The organism is Telluria sp. ZB2R32 (assembly GCF_059685715.1).
Map to the genome: position 1 here is coordinate 393486 of NZ_JCASIG010000004.1, position 15013 is coordinate 408498.

Here is a 15013-nt window from a genome sequence, read left to right on the forward strand (position 1 = left end):
TCTAGATCCTCCGGATGATTTTTTCGCCGAACAGCCCCTCGGGCCGCACCAGTAGGAAGCCCAGGGCCAGCACATACGGGAACCAGCCCTCGATGCCGCCGCCGACCAGCGGCCCGATATAGACTTCGGCCAGTTTTTCGCTGGCGCCGATGATCAAGCCGCCGACGATTGCGCCCGGCACCGAGGTGAACCCGCCCAAAATCAGCACCGGCAACGCTTTTAAAGCAATAAACGTCAGCGCGAACTGCACGCCATTGCGGGCGCCCCACAGCATGCCCGCCACCAGCGCCACCAGGCCGGCCACCGACCACACCACGACCCAGATCCGCTGCAATGGGATGCCGACGGCGAGCGCCGCCTGGTGGTCGTCGGCCACGGCGCGCAGCGCGCGCCCGACCCGGGTCTTGGTGAACAGCAGCGCCAGCGCCACGACCAGCACCGCGCACACGATCGCCGCCATCATGTCGAACTGCGAAACGAGGATATTGAAGTGTTCCATCAGGTATTCGTTGGGCACGTCCTCGATCGGCAACTCGAGTTTTCTAACCTGCGAACCCCAGACCAGCTGCGCCAGGCCCTCGATGAAAAACGCCAGGCCGATGGTGGCCATGAACAGGGTGATTTCCGGCTGGTTCACCAGCGGGCGCAAGACCACGCGCTCGATGGCGAAGGCGAGCGCGATCATGACCAGGATGGTGAGTGGTACCGCAACCCACAGCGAGACGCCGAATTTGTCGACGATGCCGACGCAGGTGAGGGCGGCGAAGAACACCATCGCCCCTTGCGCAAAATTGAACACGCCCGAGGCTTTGTAGATCAGCACAAAGCCGATCGCGACCAGCGCATACATTACCCCGGACAGCAGGCCGCCGAGCAGCACTTCGATGAAAAAGCTCATGCCTGCGCCTCCTTCTCGTTTGTCCCCTCGTGGGCCTGGCCCAGATAGGCCTTGATGACGTTCTCGTTGCTGCGTACCTCATCGGGCGTGCCGTCGCCGATCTTCTTGCCGTAGTCGAGCACGACGACGCGGTCCGAGATGTCCATCACCACGCCCATGTCGTGTTCGATCAGGACGATCGTGGTGCCGAACTGGTCGTTGACGTCGAGGATGAAGCGGCACATGTCCTGCTTTTCCTCGACGTTCATGCCGGCCATCGGTTCGTCCAGCAGCAGGATGTCCGGTTCGGCCGCCAAGGCGCGTCCCAGTTCGACCCGCTTCTGCAAGCCGTAGGGTAATCTCCCGACCGGCGTCTTGCGGATCGCCTGGATTTCCAGGAAGTCGATGATGGCTTCGGCCTTTTCGCGGTGCGCGATTTCTTCCCTGCGTGCCGCGCCCAGGTACAAGGCCTGCTGCAGGAAGTTGGTTTTCATTTTGAGGTTACGGCCGGTCATGATGTTGTCGAGGACCGTCATCCCCTTGAACAGCGCGATGTTCTGGAAGGTACGGGCGATGCCCGCTTTCGCCGCGCTGTAACAGTCCATGTTGGTGCGGCGGGCGCCGCGCAGCACGATCTCGCCGTGCTGCGGGCGGTACACGCCGTTGATCACGTTCAGCATCGAGCTCTTGCCGGCGCCGTTCGGGCCGATGATGGCGCGGATCTCGTGCCGGCGCACGTCGAACGAAATGTCGGTCAAGGCTTTGACGCCGCCAAAGGCGAGCGAGATGTTTTTCAGGTCGAGGATCACCTCGCCGATCTTGCGGCCGGGGTCAGGGCTACCCGGGCTGGCCGGCGGTTGCGTCATCTGCATCACGCGGCCTCCTGCATGTTCTGCATATTCTGCATGAGCGGATAGGTCGCGGCGTCGACGATGCGCAGGTCGGCGCTGACGCTACCCGTGCGGCCATCCTCGAATTTCACCTGCGTGCTGATGTATTGCGACGCTTTACCGGTGTACAGTGCGTCGATCAGCACCGCGTATTTGTCGGCGACGAATTTACGGCGCACTTTACGGGTGCGGGTCAGCTCGTCGTCGTCGGGGTCGAGTTCCTTGTGCAGCACCAGGAAGCGGTGGATCTGCGTGTGGCCCATCGGCGCCTCCTTGGCCAGGCCGGCATTCACTTGCTGTACGCAGTCGCGCATCAGGTCCAGCACTTGCGGATGCCCTGCGAGATCGGTGTAGCCGGAATAGGCGATATTTCTCCGTTCGGCCCAGTTGCCGACCGCTTCCATGTCGATGTTCAGGAAGGCGCAGACCTGGTCGCGCCCACTGCCGAAGGCGACCGCCTCCTTGATGAACGGGAAAAATTTGAGTTTGTTTTCGATGTAGTTGGGTGCGAAGATGGCGCCATTCTGCATGGTGCCGACGTCCGCCGCGCGGTCGATGATTTTCAGGTGGCCATCGCTGTCGAACATGCCGGCATCGCCCGTATGAAAATAGCCGTCGCCGTCGATCACTTCGGCGGTGGCATCCGGGCGCTTGAAATAGCCGCCCATGTTCGACACCCCTTTGACCAGCACTTCGCCATTCGGCGCCAGCTTTACTTCGACCCCAGGCGCCGGCACACCGACGCTGTCGAACTTGATGTTCCCGTCCGGCTGCAGGCATACATAGGCGCAGGTCTCGGTCGAGCCATACAGCTGTTTCAGATTGACCCCGATCGAGCGGTAGAAACGGAACAGGTCGGGTCCGATCGCGGCGCCGGCGGTATACGCCACGCGCACGCGCGACAGGCCGAGCACGTTTTTCAGCGGTTCGTAGACGAACAGCCGGCCCAGCGCATAGTTGAAACGATCGAGCACACCCACCGCTTTGCCATCGAGGATGGCGGCGCCGCTGCGCCGCGCCACGCCCATGTAAAAATCGAACATGCGCCGCTTGATGCTGCTGGCGTCTTCCATCCGGATCATGACGGTGGTGAGCATGTTCTCGAACACGCGCGGCGGCGCGAAATAATAGGTGGGGCCGATCTCGCGTAAATCGTTGAGCACGGTGTCGCTCGACTCCGGGCAGTTCACCGTAAAGCCGGCCACCATCGCCTGCGCGAACGAAAACAGGCAATCGCCGACCCAGGCCATCGGTAAATAGGAGAGCACGTCGTCGCGGTCGGTCAGCTTGTCGAAGCCGACGCCGCCGCTGCCGGCGGCGATCAGGGCCGCGTGCGATTGCATCACGCCTTTCGGCTTGCCGGTGGTGCCGGAGGTGTAGAGGATGATGGCGGTGTCGCCTCCCTGGCCGCGCTGGATGGCTTCTTCGAAGACGCCGGGATGCTCGCGGTCCCAGGTGCGTCCCAGCTCCTGCAGGGCGGCGAACGAGAGCAGGCCGGCGTGCCGGTAGTGGCGCATGCCCCGTTCATCCTCGTACACGATGTGGCGCACGCGCGGGCAGGTCGATTGCAGTTCGAGCAGCTTGTCGACCTGTTCCTGGTCTTCGACCACGGCAAATTCGATGTCGGCATCGTTCAGCACGTGGGCCATGTCGGCGCTGGGCGCATCCTGGTAGAGCGGCACCGGCACTCCGCCCAGGCACTGCGCCGCCAGCATCGCCCAGTACAGGCGCGGGCGGTTGTCGCCGATGATGGCCAGGTTCATGCCGCGTGCGAAACCGAGGGCGGCCAGGCCGCAGGCCAGCGCCCGCACCTCGGCGTCGACCTCGCGCCAGGACCAGGTCTGCCAGATGCCCAGGTATTTTTCGCGAAAGGCCGGACACGCGCCACGTTGTCGGGCGTGGTCGAGCAGGCGCCGCGGAAAAGTCTGCAATGGCAAGCTTCCCGATGTCTCCATCGCTGTCTCCCCTAGTTAAGGATCGTCGTCCGGCGCGGCACAAAATCTGTGACCGGTGGAATTTTTATGTGAAGATAGTACTTTGCGTTGGCGCGCCACGTTGTCATTTGAATGACAATTGGCCCGACTTTCGATGACGCGTTGCACAAACGCTTTGCACAAGTAAAAATGCCGACACTGACACTCGTGGAACACCTGCGCGCCACCATCTGGGGCCGCGTGCTCACGCCCGCCGAAATGGCGCGGGTCGAGTCCGTCTGTTTCGAGCAGCTGGTGCCGAAGGGCGGTTTTGTCTGCCGCAAGGGCGAGCCGCTGGAATACTGGGTCGGCATCATCGACGGCCTGGTAAAAATCAACAATTTTTCGCCGTCCGGAAAAAGCGTGACGTTTACCGGCGTGACCGCGGGCGGCTGGTTCGGCGAGGGGTCTTTACTGAAAGATGCGTTTCGCAAGTACGACGTGATGGCGCTGCGCGATACCCGCGTCGCGCGCATGCCGCGCGCCACCTTCGAGTGGCTGCTCGAGACCAGCCTGCCCTTCAACCGCTTCCTGCTCATGCAGCTCAACGAGCGCCTCGGCCAGTTCATCGGGCAAGTCGAAACCGACCGCATGCTCGACGTCGACACCCGCGTCGCGCGCTGCTTGGCGGCGATGTTCAACGACCACCTGTATCCGGGGCTCGACACCTTGGTGCACCTGTCGCAGGAAGAGATCGGCTACCTGTCGGGCGCCTCGCGCCAGCGCGTGAATGGCGCCTTGCAGCTGCTGGAAAAGGCGGGGCTGCTGCGGCTCGATTACGGCGGGATCCGGGTGCTGGACCTCGAAGGACTGCGGCAATTTCAAGCTTGAAACAGTCGCGTACCGTAGGGTGGGCTCTCGAGCCCACGCGGTGCGGCATATGCAAATCGAAAGGCAAAGCGGAGTACGTTGGCATGCGTTATTGACCTTCGCAAGTTGTGCGGTATTCAGCCGTACGACCGCGTGGGCACAAGTGCCTTTCGCGGCCCGGCCCACCCTACGTCACTGTTATCGGCTCGCGTGTGATAGATCGTTGGGGGTATGATAGGAACCATGTCAAATCCAACATCTTCCTCCCCCCGCGCCGAGCGCCTGCAACAGCTGCGCGCCGCCATGCAAAGCCACGGCATCGACGCGTATATCGTGCCGTCGAGCGACCCTCACCTGTCCGAATACCTGCCGCGCCGCTGGCAGGGACGGGAGTGGATTTCCGGGTTCACCGGTTCGGTCGGCACCTTCATCGCCACCGCCGATTTTGCCGGCGTCTGGACCGATGGCCGCTATTACACGCAAGCCGAAACGGAGCTGGCCGGTACCGACATCGCGCTGATGAAAATCCCGTCGGGCGCGAGCCTGCTGCACATCGACTGGCTGGCGGCGAACATGCAGCCCGGCCAGACGGTGGCGGTCGATGCGCGCGTGCTCGGCCTGGCCGTGGCACGCCTGCTGGGCGAGGCCCTGGCCACGCGCGGCGTCCTTCTCCGCACCGATATCGACCTGCTCGACGAGTTCTGGGCCGACCGTCCCGGCTTGCCGACGGACGCCCTGTACGAACACGCGGCCCCGCATGCGACGCTGGCGCGCGCCGATAAACTGGCCGCCACGCGCGCGGCGATGGCCGCCCTCGGCGCCGAGCGTCACTTCATTTCCACGCTCGACGACATCGCCTACCTGTTCAACCTGCGCGGCGCCGACGTCAGTTTCAATCCGGTGTTCGTGGCACACGCGCTGCTCGAGCCCGATGGTGCGACCCTGTTCGTCGCCGAAGGCAAAGCCACCCCGGAACTGCAGGCGAGCCTGCTGGTCGACGGCGTGCGCCTGGCGCCGTATGCGCAAGCCGCCGATGCGCTGGCGGCGCTGCCTGCCGCCAGCACTCTGCTGCTCGACCCGCGCCGGATCACGGCCGGCATGCGCGCGGCGGTTCCTGAGGGCGTGCGGATCGTGGAAGCGATCAATCCGACCACTTTCGCCAAGTCGCGCAAGAGCGAGGCCGAAGCGGTGCACGTGCGCGCCACCATGGAGCAGGACGGCGCCGCCCTGTGCGAATTCTTCGCCTGGCTGGAAGCCGAACTGGCCAACCCGCAGCGCGCGCCACTGACGGAACTGACCATCGACGAGCAGATCACGGCCGCGCGTGCGCGCCGTCCGCATTTTGTGAGCCCGAGTTTCAATACCATCGCCGGCTTCAATGCCAACGGCGCCATCATGCACTACCGCGCCTCGCGCGAATCGCATGCGCTGATCGAGGGCGACGGCCTGCTCCTGATCGATTCCGGCGGCCAGTACCTGGGCGGCACCACCGACATCACGCGCGTGGTCCCGGTCGGCCAGATCACGGACGCGCACCGGCGTGATTTTACTTTGGTGCTGAAAGGGATGATGGCGCTGTCGAGCGCCCACTTCCCACGTGGCACCCGCTCGCCGATGCTCGACGCGATCGCGCGCGCGCCGATCTGGGCGGCCGGCGTCGACTATGGCCACGGTACCGGCCACGGCGTCGGTTATTTCATGAACGTGCACGAAGGCCCGCAAGTGATTTCGCCGAGCGCCGCGCCCGATCCGCACACGGCGATGGAGCCGGGCATGATCACCTCGATCGAACCGGGCATCTACAAACCGGGGCGCTGGGGTATTCGCATTGAAAACCTGGTGCTGAACGTAGCAGCAGGGGCGGGCGAATTCGGCGAGTTCCTGCGCTTCGAGACGCTGACCCTGTGCCCGATCGATACGCGCTGCCTCGACCTGGCTCTGCTGCAGCCGCACGAAGTCGAATGGCTCAACGACTACCACGCGCAGGTACGTGAGCGCCTGCTGCCGCATGTGGACGGCAGCGCGCGCGCCTGGCTCGAACTGCGCACGAAAGCGATTTAATGATGGCTTCTTCCCGCTCCACCCGCGCCAGTTCCGCCGTCGAACGCCTGAAACGCCGTACCGGGCAGACCGGTTATTCGATGGCGCGCACCGCCAGCGGCGGCTTTTATCTGTCCGAGATGCCGGGTTCGCCGCCGCTGTGCGAACCGCTCGAACTCGACGAATTCGTCGCCTTCGTCAACGGTCTCGGACCGCAGGAAATCCGCCGGATGACCAAGAACGACATCGCCTTCGAGAAGCAGCTGGTCAAGAAAAAAGCCGAGTAAGAGAAACTTGAAAAAGTAAAAGCCCCGAGGCGGTCCGCAGCTGTCGCAGTCCTATAAAGTCCGCCATGACGAACGTCGATTTTCTGTCTCCCTATTGGTCGCCGACCGAAATCGCGACCAATGCCGTGATCCTGCTGCACCTGGCCGGCTCGCTTTTTCTCGGCCTGCTGGTCGGCTACGAGCGTTCCTATCACGGGCGCGCGGCCGGCATGCGCACCTATGGCCTGGTGTGCATGGCCTCATGCGCGCTGACCATCGTCAGCGGCTATCCGGAGATGTGGTTCGGCGGCCAGGTCGGCGCCATCGGCGTGGTCGATCCGACCCGGGTGATGCAGGGCGTGGTGACCGGCATCGGCTTTCTCGGCGCCGGCGTCATCATGCGCGAGGGTTTCAATATCAGCGGCTTGACCACCGCCGCCTCGATCTGGAGCTCGTCGGTGATCGGCATCCTGGTCGGCGTCGGCTTTTATCTGGCCGCGATGGGCCTCGCCTTCTTTTCGGCCATGATCATGATTTATCTGAACCGCGTCGAGGCCGTGCTGCCCTCGCGCCGCGCGGTGGCCGTCACGCTGCGCTTTCGCGAGGATTACCTGCCGCGCGAAGACGCCTTGCGCGAAGCGGCCCTCGAGCGCGGCTACCAGATTGCCGGCAGCTCGCTGACGGTCTCCAGCAGCAACCGGCGCCAGGAATGGCGTTTCGTCGCCATCGCCCTGTCGCGCCACAACCGCGCCACGCTCACCGAACTGGCGGCCGAACTGGCGGCGTCCGAGGGTGTCGAGGGGTTTCAGCTCTCGCATGCACGTAACTAAAATAATTAAATAACCAACGACTGGGGTAGTACGCATGAAGGCTCAAGATGTTCTCGATTTCTGGTTCCTGCCGCCTGGCGCTCCCGGCTACGGCCAGGCGCGTCCTGAATGGTTTCGCAAGGATGCCGCCTTCGATACGCAGATCCGCGACCGCTTCGGCAGCCTGATCGCGCAGGCGGTCGCCGGCGGCTTGCGCGAATGGGACATGGAAGGGCCGGCCGGCGCGCTGGCGCGCATCCTGGTGCTCGACCAGTTCACCCGCAACGCCCACCGCGACACGCCGGAATCCTTTGCCGGTGACACGCTGGCGCTGCTGGCCGCGCAATCGCTGGTCGACAGCGGCGCCGACCGCCAGCTGGCGCCGTTCCAGCGCGCCTTCGTCTACATGCCTTACGAGCACGCGGAAGACGCGCGCATGCAGCAGTGCGCGGTCGACCTGTTCGCGCGCCTGGCGGCCGAACACGAAGGGTTCGGCGAGATGCTCGACTACGCGCACCGCCACCGCGGCGTGATCGCGCGCTTCGGGCGCTTCCCGCACCGTAATCCCATCCTGGGCCGCGCCTCCACCGCCGACGAACTGCAGTACCTGGGGCAGCCCGGCGCCGGGTTCTGATGGCCGCGACACTCAACGTCGTCGGCGCCGGCCACGTCGGGCGCGTACTGGGCCGCCTGTTCCATACGCACGGCGCATTCACGGTGCAGGACGTGCTGACGCGTTCCCCGGCCAGTGCCGCCGATGCCGCCGCCTTTATCGGCGCCGGGCGCGCACGGGGGCAACTGTCCGAACTGCGCCGCGCCGACGTCTGGATGCTGGCCGTCGGCGACGACCAGATCGCCCACACGTGTGTCGCACTGGCGGCAGCCGGCCTGCTGGGCGGCGCCACCGTGTTTCACTGCAGCGGCGCCAGGACGTCGAGCGAACTGCAGGCGGCGCGCGATGTCGGCGCGCATGTGGCGAGCATCCACCCGGTGCGCAGTTTCGCCGATCCGCACGCCGTCGCCGCCGCTTTCGACGGCACCTGGTGCGGCGTCGAAGGCGATGCGCAAGCGCTGGCGCTGTTGACGCCGGCGTTCGAGGCGATCGGTGCGCGTTTTGTCGCCATCGACGCCGCCGCCAAGACGGTCTACCACGCCGCCTCCGTGTTCGCCTCCAACTACCTGGTGACGGTGCTCGACGCCGCCCTGCGCGCCTATGCCGCGGCCGGCGTGCCGATGGAAGTCGCGCGCGAGCTGGCGCAGCCGCTGGCGGGCGAAACGTTAAATAATGTGTTCCGGCTCGGTACGCCCGCCGCCCTCAGCGGTCCGGTGGCGCGGGGCGACATGGCGACGGTGGCGCGCCAGCAGGCGGCGCTGCAGGGCTGGGATACCCCGACCGCGGAGCTGTACGCGGCCCTGGTCGACGCCACCACCTTGCTGGCCGAACGCAAGCGGCGCGGCGTGCCCTGAAGCGGCCATTTTTCTTACCGAGGAGTACCGATGTTCTTCACCGCCTGGGCCATGCTGGCCGTTCTCGGCGTCTATTTCTGGACCGGCGTCATGGCTGGCTATGCGCGCGTCAAATACAAGGTGCCGGCGCCCTCGATGGAGGGGCCTGTCGCCTTCCAGAGCGCGCAACGGGTGCAAGTCAATACGCTCGAACAGTTGCCGATCGTGATCGTGCCCTTGTGGCTGTGCGCCACTTACCTGGGCGATGTCTGGGCCGCCGCCGGCGGCTTGCTGTGGTGTGGCGCCCGGATTGCGTACGCGCTCGGCTATTACCGCGATCCGGCGCGGCGCGAACTCGGTTTTGTGCTTGGCATGGTGGCAAGTGCGTTGTTGATCGGCGGCACAGTCGTCGGATTACTAATGCACTAAAGCAAATCCTAGGCATTGAGGAATCGACAGAGTTCCTGATAGGCAATAAGATTGGCGGTTGAATCCGTCATGCCGGTGACTGGTGCGCGTCGCGCCCAGCCGGTCCGATGCGCAGGAGGCACCATGCTCTTTCTGAAAAGTACCGCGCTGATGAAAGCGCCGGGCATTTATGAGGTCGACGTTGCTGCCAAGCCACCCGGCAAAACTTTCGGGGTCTACCTGGCCACCGATCCCGACAATCCGCCGCAGGCGCTGCTCGCCGCATTGGCCGAGCTTGGCTTCAAGGGCAGTTACCAGAAAAAGTACACGCACCGCGATGGCGGCCGCGTGCTCGACCTGCATTTCGAAAAAGACGGCACCGACCTGTTCAAAGGCTGGAAGGCCGACGAGTGCAGTGCCAACCTGGCCGCCCTCGACAGGCTATTCGGCAGTCTCGGCATCAGCGTCGCCCGGCGCGTAATGAGCATGGCCGAAGCTTACGCCTGAGATGTCATGCGCCGCGCCCTGCCTGCCGCTATGCCGGCCAGGCGCCGAGGATCTCACGTTTGTTCATGCGACAATGCCCAATCATGGGATCCCCCCATGATCAACGCGCGATTGTCTTATGGATCTGTTCGACACCCCTGGCACTCTCGTGCCGATCCCCATCATCGATGGCGAACTGGCGCTGCTGTCCCAATTGGCGCTGCCGCTGCCGAACGCCGCCATTCTGGCGCGCCTGCTGGCGGAAACGCCGTGGCGCGCGGAAAGCGTGTTCGTCTACGGCAAACGCCACCTGCAGCCGCGCCTGACGGCCTGGTACGGCGACGCCAGCTATACCTATTCGGGCCTGCGCCTGGACCCCTTGCCGTGGACGGCCCTGTTGCTGGAATTGCGCACCGCCGTCGAGGCGGTGTGCGGACATCGGTTCAATAGCGTGCTGCTGAACCGCTACCGCAACGAGCGCGACAGCATGGGCATGCACAGCGACGATGAAGCGGAACTGGGCGACGACCCCGTCATCGCTTCGCTCAGCTACGGCACGGTGCGCACGTTTGTTTTGAGGCATAAAAACAACAAACAGACGGTCCGCTTACCCTTGGAAGATGGCAGTTTGTTATTGATGAGCGGCCAGTTACAAAAACATTGGCTACACGGCATTAACAAGTCGACCCGCTCCCTCGGAGAAAGGGTAAATCTAACCTTTCGGTATATCGTTTAGTTTGACTTTTACGTGCGCCACATTGGTGCGAAAATAACTGAACCATAAGTCAGTTATGTTACATTTGATTACAGTTCTTACCTGATTGGCATGGGTGTGCGCTTTTCATGATGCTATCTTGGACACATCGCGATTCACGATGAATTGCGAGCCAGACTAAAACGTGAAAAGGATTGTCGTATGAAAAAGCTCATCTTTGCACTGATCGCAGGCTCCGCTGTCATGACCGCTGCTCAAGCCCAGACCATTACCGGTCCGTATGTCGGTATCGGTGCATCCGGCGCCGACCGCGAGTACAACGTGCCGGGCGCTACCATGAATAGCAACGGCGGCTACAAGTTCGGCGGCAAGATCTTCGCCGGCGCGCAAGTGCATGAAAACTTCGGCGCCGAAATCGGCTATACCGACTTCCGCAAGGCCGATGGCAACTACACGCTCAACGGCGCCAACGTCAACACCGAAAACGAAGGCTACGGCGCCTACATCGCCGCCAAGGCCAGCAAGAACTTCAACGACAAGGCATCGGTCTACGCCAAGCTGGGTGTTGCGCACACCAGCAACGAGCAGACCTCGGCTACCGCCGGCCTGAACCGTAAGGTCAGCGACAACGCCGGCTACGGTGCCCTCGGCATGCAGTACAAGGTGACCGAGCAAGTCGCACTGCTGGCCGAGTACGAGCGTTACGGCACCAAGAAAGACTTCGGCCCGAAGCCGGACGTCTTCACCATCGGCGCCAAGTACCAGTTTTAATTTGATGCCTCGCTGAGGTAACGACAAAAAGGGCCTGCGGGCCCTTTTTGTATTGGCGGATGCGTGGAGCCGGTTGCGGCCCGGCCGGCCTTATAGCGCCGGCGCGGCGCCTGTGACGCCAGCGCGCCCCATCGCCCAGGGGGGCAACACGGGCGGCGTTTCGACCTGCGGCGCACTGAGGCCTGCGGAAACAAACCGGTGTACCGACGACCACGGCCAGTCGTGCGCGCTCGCGCACAGGCCGTGGCGCACCGGATTGGTGTGCATGTAGTCGATCAGGGAAGCATATTCGGCGTCGTCGGACACGCGGAATTCCTGGTACTGGCGCGCCCAGATCGCGCCGTCGTCGCCCGCCGCACCCAGCGACTTGCGCAAGGCTTTAGAGAAGGCAATCTTGACGGCGCGCCAGCGGCTGGAACAGTCATGGTCGCCCGGCGGCAGCGTCCACATCGCATGGGCGTGGTCGGGCAAGACCACCCAGCCGTCGACATGAAAGGGTTTGCGCACGCGCGCCTGGCGGATCGCGTCGCCGAAGGCGGATATATGGTCCGTCAACAAGGAACTGCCACGGTCCAGCAGGCGAACCGTGAAGAAAAAGGTCCCACCGGGGACCCGGTTATCGCGGTAGTCGGTCATGGGCAAGGTGTGCCGATCGATGGGTGATCGCCATGCGATTGGCGCAAATGGGAGGCGGGAACGGTAAGCCTCATCGGCGCTCGATTCTACACACTGCCGCTCACTGCCGCGTTACGTTTCCGCGCATAAATTTTGAGCAAAAAAAAGCCCGGCAGAGCCAGGCTTTTGTGCTTCAGACGGCGATCAGGCCGTCAGCGGCTTGTAGCGAATCCGCTTCGGCTTGGCGCCTTCTTCGCCCAGGCGCTTCTTCTTGTCCGCTTCGTATTCCTGGTAGTTACCATCGAAGAAGGTGACTTGCGAGTTGCCCTCAAACGCCAGGATGTGGGTGGCGATGCGGTCCAGGAACCAGCGATCGTGCGAGATCACCATCACGCTGCCGGCGAATTCGAGCAGGGCGTCTTCCAGCGCGCGCAGGGTTTCCACGTCGAGGTCGTTCGACGGTTCATCCAGCAGCAGCACGTTGCCGCCTTGCAGCAGGGTTTTTGCCAGGTGCAGACGGCCGCGTTCGCCGCCCGAGAGGTTGCCGACGATTTTCTGCTGGTCCGAGCCTTTAAAGTTAAAACGGCCGAGGTAGGCGCGCGACGGCATTTCGAAGCGGCCGACGCTGAGCATGTCGGCGCCGCCGGTGACGTCTTCGAACACCGACTTGTTGTTCGCCAGTTCGTCGCGGTGCTGGTCGACCAGCGACACTTTCGCGGTCTGGCCGATTACGACTTCGCCGCTGTCCGGTTGCTCTTTACCTGCAATCATCTTGAACAGGGTCGACTTACCGGCGCCGTTCGGGCCAATGATGCCGACGATCGCGCCCGGCGGCACGGTGAACGACAGGTTGTCGATCAGCAGGCGGTCGCCAAACGCTTTCGAGACATTCTTGAATTCGATGACTTCGTTGCCGAGGCGCTCGGCCACGGGAATGAAAATCTCCTGGGTTTCGTTGCGCTTCTGGTATTCGAATTCGCTCAGTTCGTTAAAGCGCGCCAGGCGCGCTTTCGACTTGGCTTGGCGTGCTTTCGGATTCTGGCGCGCCCACTCGAGTTCCTTGGCGAGCGCTTTCTGGCGCGCCGATTCGGTCGCTTCTTCCTGTTTCAGACGCGCCTGTTTCTGGTCCAGCCACGACGAGTAATTGCCCTTCCATGGGATGCCCGAACCGCGGTCCAGTTCCAGGATCCATTCGGCGGCATTGTCGAGGAAGTAGCGGTCGTGGGTGATGCCGACCACGGTGCCGGGGAAGCGCAGCAGGAATTGCTCCAGCCATTCGACCGACTCGGCATCCAGGTGGTTAGTCGGTTCGTCGAGCAGCAGCATGTCCGGCTTGGAGAGCAGCAATTTGCAGAGCGCCACGCGGCGCTTCTCGCCACCGGAGAGGACGGCGATCCTGGCATCCCAGGGCGGCAGGCGCAGCGCATCGGCGGCCATTTCCAGCTGCAGATTCAGGTTGCCGCCGTCGGAGGACGAGATGATGGCTTCCAGGCGTTCCTGCTCTTTTGCCAGCGCATCGAAATCCGCGTCTTCTTCGGCATAGGCCGCGTAAACGGCTTCCAGCTTGGCTTGCGCCTCGAAGGCTTCGCCCAGGCCCGATTCGACTTCCTGGCGCACGGTTTTTTCCGGATCGAGTTGCGGTTCCTGCGGCAGGTAGCCGATGTTCAGGCCCGGCATCGGACGCGCTTCGCCCTGGATGTCGGTATCGATGCCTGCCATGATTTTCAGCAGGGTCGACTTGCCGGAGCCGTTCAGGCCCAGCACGCCGATCTTCGCGCCCGGGAAGAAGGACAGCGAAATATCCTTCAGGATCTGCCGCTTCGGTGGGACGATTTTGCCCACGCGATTCATGGTGTAAACGTAATTAGCCATTATTGTGTCTGTAGAAAATCAAGGTGCAAAGGATACGATAGAAGCGCGCCCGCGGGCACCCCCATCACGAAACTTTCACTGCGGGCTCACTACGGCCGCGCCGAAGCAGTCCTTCACCGGCAAACAGCGCCAGCGCCGTCCAGATCAGGGCGAAGCCGACCAGGCGGTCAGCGGTAAATGCTTCTTTGAACAGCAGCACGCCCAGCAAAAATTGAATCGTCGGCGCCAGGTATTGCAGCAAGCCGAGGATCGAGAGCGGAATCTGGCGCGCGCCGCTGGCAAACAGCAGCAGCGGGATCGCCGTGATCGGACCGGACGCCACCAGCAGCCAGCGCGTGCTGTTCGAGGCGGTGTTGATGAAGGCGTTGTCGCCATGGGAGGTCAGCCAGCCGATATAGGCAGCCGCCAGCGGGAACAGCACCATCGTTTCGAACGACAAACCCTCCAGGGCGCCGAGCGCGGCGGTCTTGCGCAACAGGCCGTAGGCGCCGAAGGTGGCTGCCAGGAACAGGGCGATCCAGGGCACGCTGCCGGCCTGCCAGGTCAGCCAGGCAACGCCGAGGGCGGCCAGGCCGATCACGCCCCACTGGAATGGACGCAGGCGCTCCTTCAGGATGAGAAAGCCGAACATGATGTTGACCAGGGGTGTAATAAAGTAGCCGAGGCTGGCATCGATCACGTGGCCATTGTTGACGGCCCAGATATACAGCAGCCAGTTGGCGGCGAGCAGCACGGCGGACCCGGCAAAACTCCAGAATACGCGCGGCTGGCGCACCTGGCCGAGCCACTGCCATTGGCGCCGCAGCGCCAGCACGATCAACAGGAAGGCGAGCGACCACAGCATGCGGTTGGCCAGGATCTGCAGCGCCGGCACCTCGCCGATCGCGTGGAAATAGAGAGGGAACAAACCCCAGCACAGGAAGGCCAGGGCGGCGGAAACGATGCCGGTACGCATGGGGAAGAAGGATGGAATTGCAGGACTGGCATTATCCCCGATACGGGCTGACCCTGCTGGCGCTGCCCCTTTTTATGGCG

At 63.4% G+C, this 15013-nt stretch carries 16 protein-coding genes; 10 read left to right on the plus strand and 6 right to left on the minus strand.

Annotation, left to right across the window (positions count from 1 at the left end; all coding sequences use genetic code 11):
• Position 1 precedes the first annotated feature (1 nt).
• From AC56LG_RS14225 to AC56LG_RS14235, 3 genes are read right to left on the minus strand one after another with little or no spacing between them, the layout of a single operon-like run.
• A complete protein-coding gene (locus AC56LG_RS14225; protein ID WP_497166724.1) occupies positions 2-898 on the minus strand; it encodes a branched-chain amino acid ABC transporter permease in 897 nt (298 codons plus the stop codon).
• On the minus strand, positions 895-1749 hold the full coding sequence (locus AC56LG_RS14230) for an ABC transporter ATP-binding protein (protein ID WP_497166725.1): 855 nt from the start codon (positions 1747-1749) through the stop codon (positions 895-897). The genes AC56LG_RS14225 and AC56LG_RS14230 overlap by 4 nt, the downstream gene beginning before the upstream one ends.
• Complete coding sequence (locus AC56LG_RS14235; RefSeq protein ID WP_497166726.1) at positions 1749-3722, minus strand: AMP-dependent synthetase/ligase; 1974 nt, start codon at positions 3720-3722, stop codon at positions 1749-1751. Before AC56LG_RS14235 ends, AC56LG_RS14230 begins: the two co-directional genes overlap by 1 nt.
• Before the next feature lie 168 nt (positions 3723-3890).
• Between AC56LG_RS14235 and AC56LG_RS14240 the strand changes: the two genes are divergently transcribed.
• The 10 genes from AC56LG_RS14240 (at position 3891) to AC56LG_RS14285 (ending at position 11491) form a co-directional block, all read left to right on the plus strand.
• Positions 3891-4571: a Crp/Fnr family transcriptional regulator gene (locus tag AC56LG_RS14240; protein WP_497166727.1), complete on the plus strand. Its 681-nt coding sequence runs from the start codon at positions 3891-3893 to the stop codon at positions 4569-4571.
• 222 nt (positions 4572-4793) lie between these two features.
• Positions 4794-6611, plus strand: a complete 1818-nt coding sequence (locus tag AC56LG_RS14245; RefSeq protein ID WP_497166728.1) for an aminopeptidase P family protein — start codon at positions 4794-4796, stop codon at positions 6609-6611.
• A gap of 2 nt (positions 6612-6613) precedes the next feature.
• On the plus strand, positions 6614-6877 hold the full coding sequence (locus AC56LG_RS14250) for a hypothetical protein (protein WP_497166901.1): 264 nt from the start codon (positions 6614-6616) through the stop codon (positions 6875-6877).
• 65 nt (positions 6878-6942) lie between these two features.
• Positions 6943-7686 carry an MgtC/SapB family protein gene (locus tag AC56LG_RS14255; RefSeq protein WP_497166729.1) on the plus strand — a complete coding sequence of 248 codons (744 nt, stop codon included), beginning with the start codon at positions 6943-6945 and terminating at the stop codon, positions 7684-7686.
• Positions 7687-7720: 34 nt separating this feature from the next.
• Positions 7721-8299, plus strand: a complete 579-nt coding sequence (locus AC56LG_RS14260; protein ID WP_497166730.1) for a DUF924 family protein — start codon at positions 7721-7723, stop codon at positions 8297-8299.
• Entirely contained in the window at positions 8299-9132 is an 834-nt protein-coding gene (locus AC56LG_RS14265) for a Rossmann-like and DUF2520 domain-containing protein (protein ID WP_497166731.1), read from the plus strand. The genes AC56LG_RS14260 and AC56LG_RS14265 overlap by 1 nt, the downstream gene beginning before the upstream one ends.
• A 30-nt stretch (positions 9133-9162) precedes the next feature.
• Positions 9163-9540, plus strand: a complete 378-nt coding sequence (locus AC56LG_RS14270; protein WP_497166732.1) for an MAPEG family protein — start codon at positions 9163-9165, stop codon at positions 9538-9540.
• 123 nt (positions 9541-9663) lie between these two features.
• Complete coding sequence (locus tag AC56LG_RS14275) at positions 9664-10026, plus strand: hypothetical protein (protein ID WP_497166733.1); 363 nt, start codon at positions 9664-9666, stop codon at positions 10024-10026.
• Positions 10027-10144: 118 nt separating this feature from the next.
• Entirely contained in the window at positions 10145-10741 is a 597-nt protein-coding gene (locus AC56LG_RS14280; protein ID WP_497166734.1) for an alpha-ketoglutarate-dependent dioxygenase AlkB family protein, read from the plus strand.
• A gap of 180 nt (positions 10742-10921) precedes the next feature.
• A complete protein-coding gene (locus AC56LG_RS14285; RefSeq protein ID WP_497166735.1) occupies positions 10922-11491 on the plus strand; it encodes an outer membrane beta-barrel protein in 570 nt (189 codons plus the stop codon).
• Positions 11492-11581: 90 nt separating this feature from the next.
• Here the strand turns inward: AC56LG_RS14285 and AC56LG_RS14290 are convergent, their stop codons facing one another.
• The 3 genes from AC56LG_RS14290 to rarD form a co-directional block, all read right to left on the minus strand.
• Complete coding sequence (locus AC56LG_RS14290) at positions 11582-12127, minus strand: REP-associated tyrosine transposase (RefSeq protein WP_497166736.1); 546 nt, start codon at positions 12125-12127, stop codon at positions 11582-11584.
• 183 nt (positions 12128-12310) lie between these two features.
• The gene (ettA, locus tag AC56LG_RS14295; protein ID WP_497166737.1) at positions 12311-13978 is read right to left on the minus strand and encodes an energy-dependent translational throttle protein EttA; all 1668 of its coding nucleotides are present in this window, start codon (positions 13976-13978) and stop codon (positions 12311-12313) included.
• 64 nt (positions 13979-14042) lie between these two features.
• Complete coding sequence (gene rarD, locus AC56LG_RS14300; RefSeq protein WP_497166738.1) at positions 14043-14933, minus strand: EamA family transporter RarD; 891 nt, start codon at positions 14931-14933, stop codon at positions 14043-14045.
• Between the last annotated feature and the right edge of the window lie 80 nt (positions 14934-15013).